At 38.9% G+C, this 18355-nt stretch carries 16 protein-coding genes and 2 tRNA genes; 7 read left to right on the forward strand and 11 right to left on the reverse strand.

The window, feature by feature from the left end:
- Window positions 1-173: 173 nt before the first annotated feature.
- Together QZ265_RS00090 and ubiG are read right to left on the reverse strand one after the other, a co-directional pair.
- Window positions 174-881, reverse strand: a complete 708-nt coding sequence (locus QZ265_RS00090) for an HAD-IA family hydrolase (protein ID WP_296402155.1) — start codon at window positions 879-881, stop codon at window positions 174-176.
- 118 nt (window positions 882-999) lie between these two features.
- On the reverse strand, window positions 1000-1764 hold the full coding sequence (ubiG, locus tag QZ265_RS00095) for a bifunctional 2-polyprenyl-6-hydroxyphenol methylase/3-demethylubiquinol 3-O-methyltransferase UbiG (RefSeq protein WP_296402239.1): 765 nt from the start codon (window positions 1762-1764) through the stop codon (window positions 1000-1002).
- Window positions 1765-2329: 565 nt separating this feature from the next.
- On the opposite strand from ubiG, the gene QZ265_RS00100 reads away from it, so the two are divergent.
- From QZ265_RS00100 to QZ265_RS00120, 5 genes are all read left to right on the forward strand, one after another.
- Window positions 2330-2971, forward strand: a complete 642-nt coding sequence (locus QZ265_RS00100; RefSeq protein WP_296402157.1) for a thiol:disulfide interchange protein DsbA/DsbL — start codon at window positions 2330-2332, stop codon at window positions 2969-2971.
- Window positions 2972-3206: 235 nt separating this feature from the next.
- Window positions 3207-3410 carry a (2Fe-2S)-binding protein gene (locus QZ265_RS00105; RefSeq protein WP_296402159.1) on the forward strand — a complete coding sequence of 68 codons (204 nt, stop codon included), beginning with the start codon at window positions 3207-3209 and terminating at the stop codon, window positions 3408-3410.
- 280 nt (window positions 3411-3690) lie between these two features.
- Window positions 3691-4167, forward strand: coding sequence for a bacterioferritin (gene bfr, locus QZ265_RS00110; RefSeq protein ID WP_296402160.1), 477 nt, complete (start codon window positions 3691-3693; stop codon window positions 4165-4167).
- 137 nt (window positions 4168-4304) lie between these two features.
- Window positions 4305-4775 carry a bacterioferritin gene (gene bfr / locus QZ265_RS00115; RefSeq protein WP_296402162.1) on the forward strand — a complete coding sequence of 157 codons (471 nt, stop codon included), beginning with the start codon at window positions 4305-4307 and terminating at the stop codon, window positions 4773-4775.
- A gap of 244 nt (window positions 4776-5019) precedes the next feature.
- Window positions 5020-6168 (forward strand): aminotransferase class V-fold PLP-dependent enzyme, encoded by a 1149-nt coding sequence (locus QZ265_RS00120; protein WP_296402164.1) that lies wholly within the window; start codon window positions 5020-5022, stop codon window positions 6166-6168.
- A gap of 167 nt (window positions 6169-6335) precedes the next feature.
- Here QZ265_RS00120 and QZ265_RS00125 read toward each other — a convergent pair whose 3' ends face one another.
- The gene (locus QZ265_RS00125; RefSeq protein WP_296402241.1) at window positions 6336-8018 is read right to left on the reverse strand and encodes an AMP-binding protein; all 1683 of its coding nucleotides are present in this window, start codon (window positions 8016-8018) and stop codon (window positions 6336-6338) included.
- Between the two features lie 417 nt (window positions 8019-8435).
- Here QZ265_RS00125 and QZ265_RS00130 point away from each other — a divergent pair, with 417 nt between their 5' ends.
- Together QZ265_RS00130 and QZ265_RS00135 are read left to right on the forward strand one after the other, a co-directional pair.
- The gene (locus tag QZ265_RS00130; protein ID WP_296402166.1) at window positions 8436-10637 is read left to right on the forward strand and encodes an NADPH-dependent 2,4-dienoyl-CoA reductase; all 2202 of its coding nucleotides are present in this window, start codon (window positions 8436-8438) and stop codon (window positions 10635-10637) included.
- 413 nt (window positions 10638-11050) lie between these two features.
- Window positions 11051-12334, forward strand: a complete 1284-nt coding sequence (locus QZ265_RS00135) for a hypothetical protein (protein ID WP_296402168.1) — start codon at window positions 11051-11053, stop codon at window positions 12332-12334.
- A 156-nt stretch (window positions 12335-12490) separates the two neighbouring features.
- Here QZ265_RS00135 and panD read toward each other — a convergent pair whose 3' ends face one another.
- From panD to lolB, 8 genes are all read right to left on the reverse strand, one after another.
- Window positions 12491-12871 (reverse strand): aspartate 1-decarboxylase, encoded by a 381-nt coding sequence (panD, locus tag QZ265_RS00140; RefSeq protein WP_296402170.1) that lies wholly within the window; start codon window positions 12869-12871, stop codon window positions 12491-12493.
- 439 nt (window positions 12872-13310) lie between these two features.
- A complete protein-coding gene (gene pth, locus QZ265_RS00145; RefSeq protein ID WP_296402172.1) occupies window positions 13311-13895 on the reverse strand; it encodes an aminoacyl-tRNA hydrolase in 585 nt (194 codons plus the stop codon).
- Window positions 13896-14016: 121 nt separating this feature from the next.
- Window positions 14017-14691: a 50S ribosomal protein L25/general stress protein Ctc gene (locus QZ265_RS00150; RefSeq protein WP_296402174.1), complete on the reverse strand. Its 675-nt coding sequence runs from the start codon at window positions 14689-14691 to the stop codon at window positions 14017-14019.
- Between the two features lie 292 nt (window positions 14692-14983).
- Complete coding sequence (locus QZ265_RS00155) at window positions 14984-15940, reverse strand: ribose-phosphate pyrophosphokinase (RefSeq protein WP_296402176.1); 957 nt, start codon at window positions 15938-15940, stop codon at window positions 14984-14986.
- 94 nt (window positions 15941-16034) lie between these two features.
- Window positions 16035-16110: transfer RNA gene (locus QZ265_RS00160), tRNA-Gln, on the reverse strand.
- A 224-nt stretch (window positions 16111-16334) separates the two neighbouring features.
- Window positions 16335-16410, reverse strand: a tRNA-Gln gene (locus QZ265_RS00165).
- 82 nt (window positions 16411-16492) lie between these two features.
- Window positions 16493-17488, reverse strand: coding sequence for a 4-(cytidine 5'-diphospho)-2-C-methyl-D-erythritol kinase (gene ispE / locus QZ265_RS00170; RefSeq protein ID WP_296402178.1), 996 nt, complete (start codon window positions 17486-17488; stop codon window positions 16493-16495).
- Window positions 17489-17647: 159 nt separating this feature from the next.
- Window positions 17648-18247 carry a lipoprotein insertase outer membrane protein LolB gene (gene lolB, locus QZ265_RS00175; protein WP_296402180.1) on the reverse strand — a complete coding sequence of 200 codons (600 nt, stop codon included), beginning with the start codon at window positions 18245-18247 and terminating at the stop codon, window positions 17648-17650.
- Between the last annotated feature and the right edge of the window lie 108 nt (window positions 18248-18355).

Here is an 18355-nt window from a genome sequence, read left to right on the forward strand (position 1 = left end):
AGACAAATTAGGATAAATTTTTAAATGCTATTAATTTCGAAGACAATCAATTCCAACGACAATCAATTCCAAAGATCATCTATTTTAAAGACCTTGAATAGGTATATTATCCGAGGGCAAAGCTGATAGTCTTATGGAAAAATATTTAGTATGAATTATATAAAGACTGAAGGCTATAAATAATCAAACTCTTTTGATCGTAATAGCTGTACCAAGGCCTTTGGAGTTTCAGCTATATAATCAGCTCCCCATGAACTCAAGTTATCTTGATCTTCAGGAGGAATATAACCATAGCTAGCAAGCACATTGGTCATGCCTGCCGCTGCGCCTGCTTGAATATCTCGAATATGATCTCCGACATAAATAACACTATTGGCCACTCCACGTGGTAACCCTAGCTTTTCTAAAGCAAGGTACATAGGCTCAGGGTCAGGCTTGGTATTGCTCACATCATCAGGGCATACCAAAACTGAACAACGTTCGTCAAGATTGAGACATTCTAGTAATTTGGTAGCTAAATAGCGGGGTTTATTGGTAACGATGCCCCACGGGATACCATTACTATCATAGAAATCCAAAAGTAATTCGAGCCCTGGGAACACATGGCTGTCTACACAGATATCGGCTTCATAGGTATCCAAAAACTGTTGACGATATAGTTGTACTTGCTCGTCATTTAAAGGCTGGTTATTATGTTGAAGCATTAAACTAACCATGGCACCCGCACCAGCAGATACCTGCTCACGAATCGATGCAGTTGATGGCGTTTGCCAACCGTTCGCTTCAGACATCTGACCAATAATACGAACAAAGTCAGTTGCAGTATCGATTAAAGTGCCGTCTAAATCAAATAAGACTGCTTTGACATAATTTGTTGACATAGTTTTTTTAATACCCAGAGTAATTAAAGTGAGTCTAAATACTTAAATGATAGATGCAGCTACTTATGAATACAGCTTCTAACTACTTTGCCTTGACTAAAACGGCTTAACACGACCTTCATGCCGGTTTAATGACGGCCATCATATAATTGACATCGACGTTTTGTGCCAACCAATATCGTTTGGTAATAGGGTTGTAATGTAAGCCGATTAAATCTTGACGGTTGAAGCCTGCATTAATGGCCATTTTATCGAGTTCAGCAGGTGTAATGAATTTGGCATAATCATGAGTACCACGATCCAATAAACCTAGGACATATTCAGCACCAATAATTGCAAACAAATAAGACTTAGGATTTCGATTAATGGTTGAAAGCACACAAACCCCACCTGGCTTCAATAAGTCAAAGCAAGCTTGAACAATTTGACTCGGGTCAGGGACGTGTTCGAGCATTTCCATACAAGTGATCACATCAAAGCTTTCAGGCTGTTGAGCGGCCAATTGTTCAATTGCAATATGTGTATAACGTAGACGCTCCGTCAAGTCACTTTGTTCAGCATGAAGACGGGCAGCTTGTAAGTTTTCAAGACCTAAGTCAATGCCAGTAGCACTTGCCCCTCTGCGTGCCATTGATTCGGTTAAGATACCACCACCGCAGCCAACATCCAGTACAGTTTTGCCCGTTAAACCAGAGCCCATATAGCGAATGACGTTCTCTTCTATCCAGTTTAGACGTAGGGGATTAATCTCATGTAAAGTAGCAAATGCACCTTGCTTATCCCACCATTGGCTAGCCAACTGAGTGAATTTACCCACTTCACCTAAGTCTACATTATTGCTCATATTGCCGACCTGTTGTTGGTCAAAGCTATCAGTTGTCATGCTATTGCTATCTTTTTCAATATTGCTTGATGAAGTATCTGTCTGTAAAGGGGTTATGTTGCCCTGCGTATTATTATGGGTCATGAGTTAGCCTAAACCTTGAAGTTAGCTGGTTATTTAACGTGGTCGCTCTAAAACGGGTCGACTGTCTGGTAAAAATGGTATTAATTACTATTACGGGTTTATTATTTAAGATCTATATTACCATGCTTAATAAAATAGAGCACCTTTGAAGGTCATACGTTCAGCCAATAAATTACAACATTTAACCTGAATTTCGACATTGGCAATAGGGCTAAATAACGCTTATTGAACCATCTATTAAGGTTTTAGCAAGGCTTACGGTTCACACAGCCCTGATAAATGGGTTATCATAGCAAAACGTGAATAAGTAGCCATGACTCAGTGGCCTTTCATTAAACTAAAAGATGTAAATTTTAGGTCAATTGTTAGTGAAATCTGTAGGCATGTCTAGTCTTAATCCTCTAGAAGGCCTTAATATCTGATTGGCGAACTGTAAATTCGATGATATTCTTAACTATATACATATTCTTAAGGAATTAAAATGAAGTTTTATTCTCAGCGAGGTTTTGCTTTAGCCTCTTTAGCTGCCGCTGTAGGCCTAGCCTCGATACCCGCTTCAGCTGCAGATTATGTAGCTGGTAAAGACTATACAGTATTGGATAATCCTGAGGCTATTAGTGGCGATAAAATTATTGTCCGCGAATTCTTCTGGTACGGGTGTCCTCATTGCTATGCACTAAATCCGCATATGCAAAAATGGGCAAAGACTAAACCTAGTGATGTGATTTTTATGGAGTCACCAGCTGCGCTTAACCCAACTTGGGAAGCAAACGCTAGAGGTTTTTATGCCGCACAGCTTATGGGCTACCAAAATCAAACTCATAATAAATTATTTGATGCTATTCACAAAGACAACCAACGTCTATTTGACCAAAACTCTTTGTCTAAATGGTATGCAAGCCAAGGCTTAGATCAAAATAAATTCAATAGTCTATATAATTCATTTGCAGTAAGCACCAAAATTGCACGTTCTAAAGCAGGCGCCAAGCGTTATCAATTAACTGGTGTGCCCTCTGTAGTCGTACATGGTAAATATGTGGTGCAAGGTGAAGATGAGAATGTGCCAAAAGTTGTCGATTACTTAGTCAAAAAAGTACGTACTGACTTAAAAGCTGTAAAATAATTTAACAGTTGTAGATTAATAGAGTTTTATTTAAGACCAAGTTAGCTTGGTCTTTTTTTTGTTCTAAAATTTAGTATTAATATTTGTATTGATAATGAAGTAAATTATCTTCATAAAAAGTTAAAATATTTATTGTAAATAAGAACCGTTATCGTTATCATATGAAGCTATAATCACTATTATTTAGAAGGTTATGAATATTTAATTGCCGCTATATTCAGTTGAGGAGTATTTCATGATCGTATGTATATGCAATAACGTTAAAGATCGCCAAATTAAAGCGGCTATGGCTTCTGGTATCGATTCCATGAAAGCCTTACAAAATGCGCTTGATGTGACCAATTGCTGTGGCTGCTGCGAACCTATGATTAATGACTTATTAGAAGAACATCACGCCAATCAAAGCGATTTGGTAAGCCAGTTAGCCTACGCAGTATAAGTTTGAAATGTGCTAAAGATTTTCGGTTTTTAGTGTATAGTCTTAAGTTCTATATTGATAAATCCTATCTTTAATTGTTCTAATTTGTAGTAGCAATGGTTATCATTGTCCCTTATCCCTCTATTCTCAGTTCCAAAAATAACCCTAATCTGCTTTCAAATTTGTTACTATAATTACTTGTAGTAGTCAGATTTTATAGAGTCACGTCTATTCATAATGAATCTGTTAATTTAAGAATAAAGACATTTAAATATGATGTTTATTAAATAGGATATACACCATGCAAGGCAATCAAAGAGTTATTGATTACTTAAACTTTCTCCTTGGCGGTGAGCTTGGGGCTCGTGACCAGTATTTTATTCATTCAGAAATGTATGGTGAATGGAACTATGGCAAGCTATACGATCGCATACATCATGAAATGGAAGATGAAACTGAGCATGCCCAAGCTATAATTCGTCGTATCTTAATGCTTAATGGTAAACCAGATATGACGGTAGATGCTATTACCATAGGCAGCACCGTCCCTGAAATGTTACAACTTGATTTAAATCTTGAATATAAAGTACAAAAACATTTAAAAGAAGCGATTGCACTGTGCGAGCAAGAGCAAGACTTCGTAACTCGTGATATGTTGGTTTCACAACTAGAAGATACTGAAGAGGATCATGCTCATTGGTTAGAACAACAACTTCGCTTGATTGATATGATTGGACTTCAAAACTACTTACAAAGCCAAATTGGGGATATATCCTAAATCTGATATATCAAAAATGACATATCGGAAAACCGTTATATAAAGCCAAGTTTGGATAGATAGCTTACCCTTTATAAGCTAAAAATATATAAGCTAAAAATAAGCTAAAGCAAATTTTATATGAGTTGGAGTTGGTTATGCAGGGTGATAGAGAAGTCATTCACGCTTTAAATAAAGTTTTGGGTCAGTCATTGATTGCAATCAATCAATATTTTTTACATGCTCGTATTACCAAGCATTGGGGTATTGAAGAATTAAATGATTATTTCTATAAACAGTCTATTCGTGAAATGAAATGGTCTGATAAAATTATTGAACGTGTTTTATTGTTAGATGGCTTACCAAATCTTCAAGACTATGGCAAGCTTCTAATAGGTGAAGATGTGGCTGAGATTATTGATTGTGATATCAAATTAGAAGACCATAAATACAATGTTATCAAAGATGCTATTAGATTATGTGAACAAAAACAAGATTATGTATCTCGTAAATTATTACTGGATCTAAAAGATGGTAATGAGGAATACATTGATTGGTTGGATACTCAGCAAGATTTGATACGAGCTGTAGGGATTGAGAATTATATCCAGCAAAAGATAGATGACTAAGATAAAAACCTTTTATAAAATATTTTATGAAATATTTTATAACTTAAATTAAGCCAGCCTTTAGTGCTGGTTTTTTTTGATAAATTATAAGCATAATAATGGTGCTTAGTGGACGGATAAGATTAGTCAGTTGTACTCTACACTCTGTTAGCGATATACTTGTTGTCGTATGATATTAACAGTTTTAACACTAGTGGTTTTACTATCAGATTTTAGAATAATTTATTATAAATAAGGAATAGGTATGCCAGGTTTACGTCCAGATATTGATCCAGAAGGCTTATTAGAATATTCAGTGGTTTATACAGATCGTGCGTTAAACCATATGTCAAAAGCTTTTCAATTGGTTATGAATGATTTATCTATTAACTTAAAACAAGTCTATGAGGCAGATGCCGTGGCCATTGTTCCAGGATCTGGTACCTTTGCAATGGAAGCCATAGCCCGTCAACTAGCAACAAACAAAGATTGTATGGTTATACGAAATGGTTGGTTTAGCTACCGCTGGACTCAGATCTTAGAAAAAGGCAAGATTGCCAGTTCCGTAGCAGCTTTAAAAGCACATCAAGTCGAAGGGGAGTCTGAAGAAGGCATGCCAAATCCTTTTGCACCTGTGGCTATTGAAGACGCTGTGGCAGCTATTAAAGAGAAAAAACCTGCTTTGGTATTTGCCCCACATGTTGAAACTGCGTCAGGTATGATATTACCAGACGACTATATCAAGCAGTTAGCTGACGCCGTACATAGTGTTGACGGTCTATTGGTTATCGACTGTATCGCTTCTGGCTGCATCTGGTTGGATATGAAGCAACTGGGTATTGACGTGTTGGTCTCAGCACCGCAAAAAGGCTGGAGCAGTACACCTTGTGCAGGTCTGGTAATGATGAACGAGAGGGCAGTGGCTCAAGTAGAGACAACTGAATCGGACAGCTTCAGCTTAGATCTAAAACAATGGCTAACTATCATGCGTGCGTTTGAAAATGGAGGTCATGCTTATCATGCCACCATGCCAACTGACGGTCTGCGTGTGTTCCGTGATGTGATGCTAGAGGCAAAAGAGCAGGGTTTTGATAAGCTAAAAGAAGCACAGTGGGAGCTGGGTAATCGCGTTCGTGATATTTTAGAAGATCGTGGTATTCAAAGTGTTGCTGCAGAAGGGTATCAAGCGCCAGGCGTTGTGGTTTGCTATACAGATGATGAAGAGATGCATAAAGGTCGTGCATTTGCAGCACAAGGTATGCAAATTGCAGCAGGTGTTCCGCTACAAGTGGGCGAACCTGAAGGTTTTCAAACTTTCCGTTTGGGTTTATTTGGTCTTGATAAATTAACTGATGTTGATGCAGCAGTAGAGCGTTTTAAAGCGGTACTTGATAAAGTGCACCCCGCAAAATAGCAGCGCACTTAACTTACTATAAATTAATCTATAAATTAATCTTTTAATGTTTAGTTTTTAATTACTAGATAATTATCAAAGAAAATGCCCATTTTTAAGGGCATTTTTATTATCTTTATTTAATGATTTTAATATAACAGATTAAGATATCAATGATTATCTGACCTTCAATGCATAACCTTTGGCTCCTCATTGGCCATAGACTGAGCAGCATTACGAAGTTCAAACTTTTGGATTTTTCCGGTACTGGTTTTTGGAATTTCACAGAATATCACGTGTTTAGGTACTTTAAATTTAGCCAAATGCTGGCGGCAATGTTCGATAACCTGATCACGAGTCAATGTGGCGCCTTGAGCAATTTCAATAAAGGCCACGGGTACTTCACCCCATTTATCATTAGAAGCCGCTACCACGCCGCAGCTACTTACTTGGGGTAGAGCATAAAGAATATTTTCGATCTCAATACTAGAAATATTTTCACCACCTGAAATGATGATATCTTTTAAGCGGTCCATAATTTTAATATAGCCATCAGCATATTTTACCCCTAAGTCTCCGGTTCGAAACCAACCGCCCTCAAATGCTTCTTCGGTAGCTTTAGGGTTTTTTAAATAGCCCTTCATGACCATATTGCCTTTTAAGGCTAGCTCTCCCATCTCAATTCCATCTGCAGCAACGGCCTCATTGGTGCCTTGTTTTAAGACTTCAAAACCTGTCATAAGATGAGAAGTAATACCCTGTCGAGATTTTTTAGTGGCACGCTCTGCAACCGATAGTTGTTGCCATTCGTCATGCTCAGCACAAATAGTTACCGGCCCATACACTTCCGTTAAGCCGTAAACATGAGTGATGTTAAAGTTCATCTGCTCCATCTTCTCTAGCATCGCTTCTGATGGCGGGGCGCCTGCCACAAACCCATTAACAGTGTGAGTGATGGCCTGTTTAAGTGACTCATCACCTGAAGAGATCATATTATGCACAATAGGTGCGGCACAATAGTGAGTAATATTATATTTAGCAATGAGCTTTAGGATTAAGCTTGCATCAATTTGACGTAAACAGACGTTGATACCCGCACGTTCCGCTATAGTCCAAGGGAAGCACCAGCCATTGCAATGAAAAAGCGGTAAGGTCCATAGATATGTATTGAACTTTGGCATGTCCCAATCAAGGATGTTGGATAAGGCATTTAAAGTAGCGCCACGATGATGATAGACCACACCTTTGGGTTTACCGGTAGTGCCTGAAGTATAATTTAAGGCAATAGCATCCCATTCATCATTAGGATATATGGTACGGTCAAAATCTGTTGCCGCCTGCTTAGTATCGAATTGACCAGACGCTATCAGCTGCTCGTAAGTCATTTTACCAAAGGGTTTTACGTCAGGATATGCTCTATCTGTGGCGTGTATAAGGATTAAGTTAGGGAAAGTTTCTTCAATCAGTTCGACATGATCTACATATTCGCTGTCCATAATTAGCACTTTAGCTTCTGAGTGTTGCAAACAGAAAGTCAGAGCATTAATATCTAGTCGAGTGTTTAAGGTACAAAGCACGCCTTGTGACATAGGCACTCCAAATGCGGCTTCAACCATCGCCGGAGTATTAGGTGCCATAATTGCCACCGTATCATCTTTTGCAATACCCAGTTTTCTTAAGGCATTGGCAAGGCTACGACAGCGACTGAAGGTTTGTGACCAAGTATAGGTAAGTGGCGCATTTACCAAATCGTCATAAATTATGGATGTTTTATTGGGGTATACTGAGGCGGTGCGTGCAATGAATTGTACTGGGGTTAAGGGTTGATGGTTGGCATCATTCTTGTCTAAGCCAGTGCTATAATCCGTCATTGTAGATAGTCCTTTATCAGAATTTTTATGGTTCGTATCTGAGTGATAAGGTTTGGTTCGTGTAACTATGCCTAGATGGTCATTGCGAAACCTTTGCATGACCTATCCTAATCAGCTTATGATACGATAGTAGTTGATAAACTTTAGTCAGTGAGTATATGTTAACTGAAATTATCTAGTCAACTCAATGTTGTTAATTCAAAAATCGTTAATTAAAAAATCGTTTATTCAAATGTTGTTTATTTTTAGGTTACAAATAGTACTTAACTTTTAAAGGTTAACTAAATCTATTTGCGACTCAGTTAAAGACTCAATAAGCTAAGACGATTTAAAGACTACGCTTGTTAGTCTCATATATATATTTGACATCTACCCCTCGGGTTAAATAATTACTCTATATTTAATAAGGATATTTTTATGGCAGCAGCCGCTACCTCAAATAAATTAAGTGATTCAGATAGCAATATCACTAAATCAAGTTCTGGCGCTAATACGATTGCCACAAATGAAGTTCCTTATCCTCATATCTTTCAGCCCTTAGACTTGGGCCATACCCAGTTAAAGAACCGTATCGTAATGGGCTCAATGCATACTGGTTTAGAGGATCGATTTTATAACTATGGTAAGTTGGCTGCCTATTTTGCAGAACGTGCTAAAGGTGGTGTAGCGATGATGATTACCGGTGGTATCTCACCGAACCGAGAAGGATGGTTGATACCAGCTGGTGGCACGATGAATAGTCGTGTAGATGTGATAAATCATCAGCGCTTGACTCGTGCTGTTCACCGTCATGACAGTAAGATCATTATGCAAATTCTACATAGTGGTCGCTATGGCTATCATCCGTTCGTAGTTTCTGCCAGTGCCTTTAAATCGCCTATATCCCCGTTTAAACCCCGCCAAATGAGTATTAGTAATATCGAAAGCACGATCGAAGACTATGCCCGTTGTGCTTCATTAGCGAAGCAAGCAGGTTATGATGGGGTCGAGATTATGGGTTCAGAAGGCTATTTGCTAAACCAATTCTTATCGCGTCATGTGAACCAGCGTAAAGATGAGTACGGTGGTGATATTCATGGTCGAATGAAATTCCCGGTGGCTATCGTTAAAGCTGTCCGTGAAGCTGTGGGTGAAGATTTTATCATTGTTTTCCGCTTATCTATGATTGACTTGGTCAAGGACGGAAATGTGATGGATGAAGTCATTACCGTTGCTAAAGCCTTAGAAGAAGCTGGGGTGTCTATTTTAAATACTGGTATCGGCTGGCATGAAGCGCGTGTGCCGACCATTGTCACGAGTGTGCCTCGAGCGGCATTTGTGGATTACACTGCTGAAGTAAAAAAGCACGTATCTATTCCTGTGATGGCAGCCAACCGTATCAATATGCCTAATACAGCTGAAACTATTTTGTCTTCAGGACAGGCTGATCTTATTCAAATGGCACGCCCATTCTTAGCTGATCCAGACTGGGTTAATAAGGCTAAAACTGGCCAATCTGATCTTATTAATACTTGTATTGCTTGCAACCAAGCCTGTTTGGATCATACCTTTGAAAATAAACGTTCTACTTGTTTGGTTAACCCACGCGCTTGTTATGAAACCGAGTTAACTTATAAGCCTGCTAAAAAAGTTAAAAATGTTGCAGTAATTGGTGGAGGTGTCGCCGGTATGTCAGCGGCAACTGTTGCAGCCAAACGTGGGCATAAAGTGACACTTTATGAAGCCAAAGATATTTTAGGTGGTCAGTTCAATTATGCCAAGGTAATCCCCGGCAAAGAAGAATTCTTCGAAACTACCCGTTACTATCTTAATGAGTTAAATCATCAAGGCGTAACCATTAGGCTCAATACCAAAGTAACCAAAGAAATGCTGGACGAAGCCAACTATGATCATGTGGTGATAGCCACAGGCGTAGTACCTCGAAGCTTAGAAGGTAAGCTTGAGGGTGCAGACAATCCGAAAGTTATCAGTTATGCTGACTTATTATCAGGTGAACAAGAAGTGGGCGAGACAGTTGCTGTAATTGGCGCAGGTGGTATTGGATTTGATGTCAGCGAGTACTTAACCGCGCGTCATGGCCAGACATTGCATGAATTAGGGCCTGAAACGCTTAAAGACCCAAGCTACCGTCCTGAACCGCAGTCAGTGTCAGAGTGGAAGCAAGAATGGGGCGTAGATGATAACGCTATCTATCAGACTGATGGTGGTTTAACCAAACCTGAGAAAATTATACCTTCGCGTCGTGTATATTTGTTACAGCGCCGAGCTGATCGGTTGGGTAAAGATCTAAATAAAACTACAGGTTGGGTACACCGAGCACATATTAAGTCACATGGTGTGTTGCAAATGCCGGGTGTTACCTATGACAAAGTGACTAACGAAGGATTATGGGTAACCACACCGCAAGGACAAAGTCAGTTATTGCGTGTGGATACTATTGTGGTCTGTGCTGGTCAAGAGTCCGTCAATGACTTAATGCCTGCAGTGACTGACTTGAAAGGCAAAGCGGTCAAGCAAAAAACGACTCAATATCATATTATAGGTGGGGCTAAATTAGCCGCTGAACTTGATGCCAAGCGTGCTATTAGAGATGGCGCTGAACTAGCCGCTAAGATTTAATAATAACTAAATATTTGTATTCGGATGTTAAAGCCTCCTTTTTTAATTAAAGGAGGTTTTTTTTTGCTGTATAAGTATCAAAATGATTATTTCAAATTCTAATTTTATGCATGATTATTTATTTTAATAGCGTATTAAAACTTTTTATAAATTGCAATATGAATGTCTGAGCAGTAGTCAGTTAAAGTCTATTGTTAATCTAAATGTGTATTGGCTGAAACTTAAGCTAAAACATATATAGGTTATGCTTAGAATATAAAATATATAAGTAAGTTACCATGTCATAGGCTAGTAATTAACAAGATTATTATGAATAATTACTGCAATATAAATATACATAAATTTGACAAAGGAGCAAGATGGGTATTTAATTTAATAAGCACCTTATAAATAATCTGACAAAAGGATGTGTCATGAACAATCATATGTATGGTTCAGTGTTGACTTTAGCTGCTTTAGGCGGTCTGAGTTTTTTAAATGCTACCACTGCAAACGCAGCAGGTCTAGAATATACCAAACAGTCCATACTGCCTTTTTTTGCAGATGGAAATTATGCTGAACTCTCTTATGCCTATGCTGACCCAAAAATCGAAGGTACTGATGTGGCAGGAGGCATAAATTCTGGTCAAAATAATAAAATCAAAGATATGATGGATGATTTTGACATTTGGGGAGCTGCTGTTAAGGTAGCGCCTACTGAAAATACTGCATTGGCATTAATTTATGATGAGCCCTTTGGAGTTGATACCCTATACCAAACGGGTAGTGAATTTAGCAACAGCATGGGAACCACCGAAGCGAGGGTGGATACTCGTAGTCTGACTGTGCTTGGTGGTGGTAAGCTAAATAGTAACTTTTGGCTTTATGGTGGTATGGAGTACCAACAAGCTGAAGGAGGTGTTCAGTTGGCGCAAAATTTCGAAGGTGATCCGATTTTTTACGATTTAAATGTCAAAGATAAAAGTAACGCTTTAATTCCTGTCATCGGATTCGCTTATGAAATTCCCGAGATTATGTTGCGAGCAGCAGTAACGTGGCGCGGCGAAGGAGAACATAGTTTTAAAGCTAACGAAAGCTTACTGGTTAACAACGCTATACTTAATGGCGTTCTACAAACCACTGGGCCTACCGATTATAATAACATTCCCGATACTGTTAAAAATGCAATTGGTTTACCTAAAGTTGGATTTGGCAATACCACGTTAGGCTTTAAAACCCCCCAATCAGTAAACTTAGATTTTCAAACTGGGCTTAGTGAGAAGTATCAATTACTAGGTATGGTCAATGCACGCTGGGTAGAATGGACTAAATTCAACATTTCTCCTTCTGCTATCACTGAAGTGGTAGGTGAGCCGCTAGCTGAATATAAGGATGACGCTTACAGCGTTGAGGTAGCCTTAGGTAAACAGTTCACACCAAAATTTTCTGGCGAAGTTAGAGTGGGGTATGATTCAGGCACTTCTGAACCGTTAAGTCTTTTGGGTCCTTACGATACGATTAAAAGCTTAGCTTTAGGGGGCAGCTATGATGTTAATGACAGTATGACGGTTTCTGCTGGGGCTCAGTATATGTGGTTTGAAGGCGGTACAGCATATTCTAAGCTACCCATTGATAAGTCACTTTCAGAACGAACCTTGGCTAAGTTTGATGACGGCACCGGCTATGCCTTAGGCGTAAAGTTAGGGTATAGGTTTTAACTAAATCAATTACGAAAAATTTATAGCAAAAGACGAATAATAGTCGCTTTAGGTGTTAGATTCATTGCAAGATATTTAATAAAACTGTCATTCAAAAAAAATGCTAAGCAATAGAAATTGCTTAGCATTTGGTTTTTTTAGCTACTACAGTAAAAATTAAGACACTTGTACTGGAATAACGTTGGCAGTATCTTTTACAGTATTGTCTTCAGTACAATATACCAATCTTGGTTTATGGTTGTCTGCTTCATTATCATCCATAAGTGCATAAGCACAAATAATGACGATATCGCCCAAATCAGCCATGTGAGCAGCGGCACCGTTTAATGAAATAATGCCAGATCCAGCTTCAGCTCGAATGGCATAAGTGCGAAAACGTTTGCCGTTTGTAACATTATAGATATCAATAGATTCGTTTTCACGAATACCTGCTAAATCCAGTAAATCACCATCTATTCCGCAAGAGCCTTCATAATGTAGGTCAGCATGAGTGACACGGGCACGATGTAGTTTGCCTTTTAGTAAGGTCAATAACATAGGGGATTTCCTTAAAAGATGGACTATATGTTAAGCAGAATAAAACTTGAAAGCAGATTATACTAATAAAATGAGTGACTTTCTGCATTTTTTGATAAAGTTAAGAAAAAAGCACAACCGTCAAAAATATTTTTCAACAGGTAGTAATTGAAGCATTACATGAACATGGCAATTTAGATAAAAACCATAGATTTGAGTAGCTTACCAAAATTTTGCGCAGGTTTAAAGCGTATAGTAGCAAGTTTTATCTATGACAATCTAAGTTTAACACTAAACTCATTAGTGACATATGATTCAAACAATACTATATCAAATCCATACTTAAACTCAGCAAAACTAAATTTAAGTAATACAATCACACTAGCTAGTGATAATAGTTGCATTGATAGCATATATTCTCACTGGAATCATATAGTCTCTACGAAAACAAATTAATAAACTAACTATTAAGCTTAAAACCATTAATTTGGCTTCGTGCCTTTTCTATATCACCTGTAACCAATAACTGTAGCGAATTCATAGCTGCTTCCAAAGCCGCTTCGATAGCTATTTGGTCATTGGTTGAAGGTTTTGACAGCACATGGCCACTAACTTTTGACTTATGACCAGGATGACCAATACCGATACGTAAACGATGGAAATCATTGCCTAAATGTGGCGTAATGTCACGAAGACCATTATGTCCACCATGTCCACCACCTGTTTTTAGCTTAATACTACCTGCAGGAATATCTAACTCATCATGAGCAATCAATAACTCATGCGGTTCAACACCATAGTACTTGACCATAGGCACAACGGATTGACCAGAGTTATTCATAAAGGTCATCGGCAACAACAGGCGAACGTCTTCACCGAAGATACGTCCGCGTCCAGTTAAACCATTGAACTTCTTATCAGCTGCCAACTCAATATTAAATTTATCAGCAATCAGGGCCACAAACCAAAAGCCAGCATTATGTCTAGTTTCGACATACTGCTGGCCTGGGTTGCCAAGCCCAACAATAAGTTTAAGTTGGGACATAGCGTTCTCACTGTTCAATAAGTAAAAAATCGACTAACTGCCTGAGCGTTAAATAAGAGTCAAACCATATAAAGCTATACTCAAGCACGGTTAACCGTGGACGACATTATCCGCCTGTATCTTATTCGCCTTCGTCTTCGTCATTACCTTGCTCAGTAGCTGGGACATCAGAGGCATCAACTTCTTCAGCATCAGTGTCAACTTCTTCAACAGTAGGTGCCTGCATATTCACAACAGTACGGTCAACTGGCTCATCTGTGTCAAGTTCGAAGATAACAACACCTTCAGGAAGTTTGATGTCGGTCAAGTGTAGAGATTCGCCGATTTCTAGATTAGACACATCCACTTCTAAATATTCAGGTAAGTTAGAAGGTAGACATACGATTTCGATGTCAGTTACTAACGTAGATAAAATACCACCAGCTTTAACACCAGGAGCTTCTTCACGACCAGTTAAGTGAACTGGAACATTCATGTGGATTTTCTGACCTTTTATAATGCGCTGAAAATCAACATGCATTGGAAAGCCTTTAGATGGATGACGCTGCAGGTCTTTAATAACCGCTTGCTGCTCTTCACCATCAAGCTTGATAGTCAAAATGTTTGAAAAGAAAGCTTCGTTTTCTAGAAGTTTCCAAAGTTCATTGTTTTTGATAGCAATACTTGTAGGCTCTTCATTACCACCGTAGATAATGCCAGGTACTAAGTTTTGCTTACGCAGGCGGCGGCTCGCACCTTTGCCCTGCTGATCATCGGTACGGGCAATGCCATTAACCGTGTATAAAAAATCACTCATGAGAGTATCCTTGATTAAATAAATTAGGTGTTGATGCGTTCAAGCAACGCTTGCGACCAACGTGGCCAGACACACATCTTTATTCTGTATCGCAATAAGTAAGGACTATTAATAGGCGATACTTTAGGTTTGCATAGATACAGAGGGCGTATTATACGGATTATACCTATTAAAATCTAGTACAAAAAAACCACCTTGCAAAGAAGGTGGTTTTTAAAGATCAAAAAGTGCTACTGATATTAATATAAATTATTTATTCATTCATTCATTCATCACTTACTTAATCAGTCAATTAATCAATAGACTCGAACATAGCACTGATAGATTCTTCATTGTTAATACGGCGTAAGCTTTCTGCTAGTAGCGAAGCGATAGTAACTTGACGAATCTTTTTACAAGCTTTTGCTTCGGCAGTCAAAGGAATACTGTCCGTCACTACTAACTCATCTAATACAGATTCGCTAATGGTTTTGATAGCATTACCCGATAGCACTGGGTGAGTGATATAACCCAATACACGACGTGCACCATTGTCTTTAAGCGCTTGGGCAGCTTTACAAAGGGTACCAGCTGTGTCCACCATGTCATCAACAATGACACAATCACGATCTTTCACATCACCAATAATATGCATAACTTGCGACTCATTGGCACGAGCACGACGCTTATCAATAATAGCAAGATCAGTATTACCACCTAGCTCTTTAGCCATAGCACGAGCACGTACGACACCGCCTACATCTGGTGAAACAACCATTAAGTTGTCATAACCATGTTTTCTTAGGTCTTTTAATAGTACTGGAGTACCATAGATATTATCAACAGGTATATCAAAGAAGCCTTGGATTTGATCTGAGTGCAAATCAACAGTCATGACACGGTCAATGCTAACAATATTTAGCATATCTGCCACAACTTTGGCAGAGATTGGGACACGAGCTGAACGTGGACGACGGTCTTGACGAGCATAACCAAAATAAGGCATTACAGCCGTAATACGACCCGCGCTTGAACGACGCAAAGCATCTGCCATTACCATGATTTCCATCAAGTTATCATTGGTAGGCGCACAAGTAGGTTGTAGGATAAAGACGTCTTTACCACGGACATGCTCTTTAATCTCAACAGCTATTTCGCCGTCAGAGAAACGCGTGACGTCAGCACGGCCAAGAGGAATATGAAGGTGATCTGCGACAGTTCTTGCTAACTCAGGGTGGGCATTACCCGTAAAAATCGCCAGATATGGCATGGTTCAAGTCCTATTTATTTGACTTAGAGGTGAGTCTTATTTAAAGGAGGTAGACTGCACAAATAAAGAAGAAAGATGAACGTTTATAAGAAAATGGCAGGGGTAGCTGGACTCGAACCAACGGATGTCAGGATCAAAACCTGATGCCTTACCAACTTGGCTATACCCCTGTAACAGACAAACTTTATCAAGTAATCTTATGCTGTTGTTAAATTAGCATGACTCTTGATAATTTACTATAAAAATATTAATAAATTTTTTACTAATATTTTCATAATTTATACTGGTTGTCTTCTCGGTAGCGTTCGAGGCGAACTATACCGAAAACTAACTAGATGTGTCAATAAACTAAACCTTTTAATTTATAAATAAATTGCTTAGCCTATGACGAATATGGCAGGGGTAGCTGGACTCGAACCAACGGATGTCAGGATCAAAACCTGATGCCTTACCAACTTGGCTATACCCCTTTATGGGCGAGTTATTATACAGAAGAATTTAGTGATTGCAACTGTTTTCTGCTATATCTAAATGTCATTCCCTTTAAAACGCTCAATCGCTATTTTTTAACAACAAAGATTGAGTAATCAATGTTGGACAAGGAGGTCGATTATTTTTTATATAGGTCTGGATTTTAGGAATAAGGGCTTGAGGAATGGGTAGAAAAACGCTGCTACCAGTACCTGTCATTCGCGCTGTACTATGGGTTATAGATTCTAGTTGTTGTAGATAATGTAGGGCTTGCCTTACTTTGGGCACAGTTTCTACGACAACTGGCTGAAATACGTTGCTATAAGGTTTATACAATCGATCAAGATACCCCTCATTATTTTGTTGTATGTCGGATACGCCTATAACTGGCACATCTCGGCGTAATTGAGGATGAGCAAACAAAGATTTAGTAGAGGCGTGAACCTTAGGATTCAGTAGTAAATAATGTTGATGAGGTAAATTAATAGCAGTGAGTTTTTCACCAATACCTTCAGCCACTGCATCTCGACCAAAAATGAAAATCGGCACGTCAGCGCCCACACAGCTTCCAATATCAATCAAGGTTTGTTGGTCTAAATTAAAACCCCATAGCTTATTTAAAGCCAATAAGGTGGTCGCTGCATTAGATGATCCACCCCCAAGTCCTGACCCAGTTGGCAGTACCTTATCAAGCTTGATATTAATTATAGGTAATGTGTTTGTTAATTCAATACCTAAGCGATGACACTCTTTCTTAACGTATTTAATCAATGCCACTGCAGCTTTGGTAATCAAATTATCCATAATATCTGTAGTCACCGCTACATCACTATCTAAGCTGATAGGCAGATTGCTGTTTTCAAAAGACTGATGGATGTTGAACAGTTTTTGACTGACAGCAAAATGTATAGTATCTCCCCAGTCTAATAATCGAAATACAGTTTGTAAGTTATGGTAGCCATCTGCACGTTTGCTATTAATATGTAAAAACAAGTTAATCTTGGCTGGTGACAATATACTTAGCTGTGGCAGAGTACCTGTTTGTGGCAAAATATTTGGCAGGTGCAAGGGAGTCATAGCGTCATAACCTAAATACGAAAACTAGCCTGACCATTGGTGTGGGTTAATATCGATAGTCAGACTAGTTAAATGGGTTGCCAAAAAGCACTTAGCACTGATAAATAATTAATTATTATTTTAGAGAGTAAAACAGAGCTTTACTTAGTCGAATTTTTACTAGCCGTGTGAAATGGTCATGATGACTCTATAACCATCAGCACGGACCACAGTGATTTTGCTAGGAATACGAATGCTGGCATCATTACTATTATAACTAAAACTTGCAACCCAATCGCCATTTTGGGAGCTTTCTAAACGACCTTGTGCATCAACTTTACTATTGGTATCTGATGGTGCTGGACGACCAGAAATCCAATAGCGAAGCTGTGAAATTGGCGCTTGCCAACCTGTAGCACGCAGTAGTAACTCTTCCGGAGAGGCGGCTTTAATCTCACCAGTCTGTTCGCTAACCAAGGTGGCGCTATTGCCATTGTATTCAATAACTGTATGACCAATACCCAAAGCACCAGTAAGATCTATTGCAAAACGATCTTGCTCTTGAGCCCAGACATAAAAGGCGCTGCCACTTTTTGCATTGCTAGTATCAGTTTTTGGGATAGTAATGCCAATTTTGCCACCAATATTAAAGCGTTGTAGCAATTCTGGATACTGGGGGGCACCAGCTGTAATGACATCGCTACTTACGTTAGGTGCTGTACCCATTTGCTGGGTAGTTTGACAGCCTGTGAACATAAAAGCACTGCTAGCAAAAATCAAAGCAGCTAAACTCCTCTTGGAGTAAGTTTTAGTAAAAGTGTTTGTTTGAAGGCAAATTGAACTGAGCAAGTGAGTCATGATTGTCCTTAATTATCGGAAACTTATTCG

It is taken from the genome of Psychrobacter sp., from assembly GCF_018260395.1.
Taxonomy (GTDB): Bacteria; Pseudomonadota; Gammaproteobacteria; order Pseudomonadales; family Moraxellaceae; genus Psychrobacter.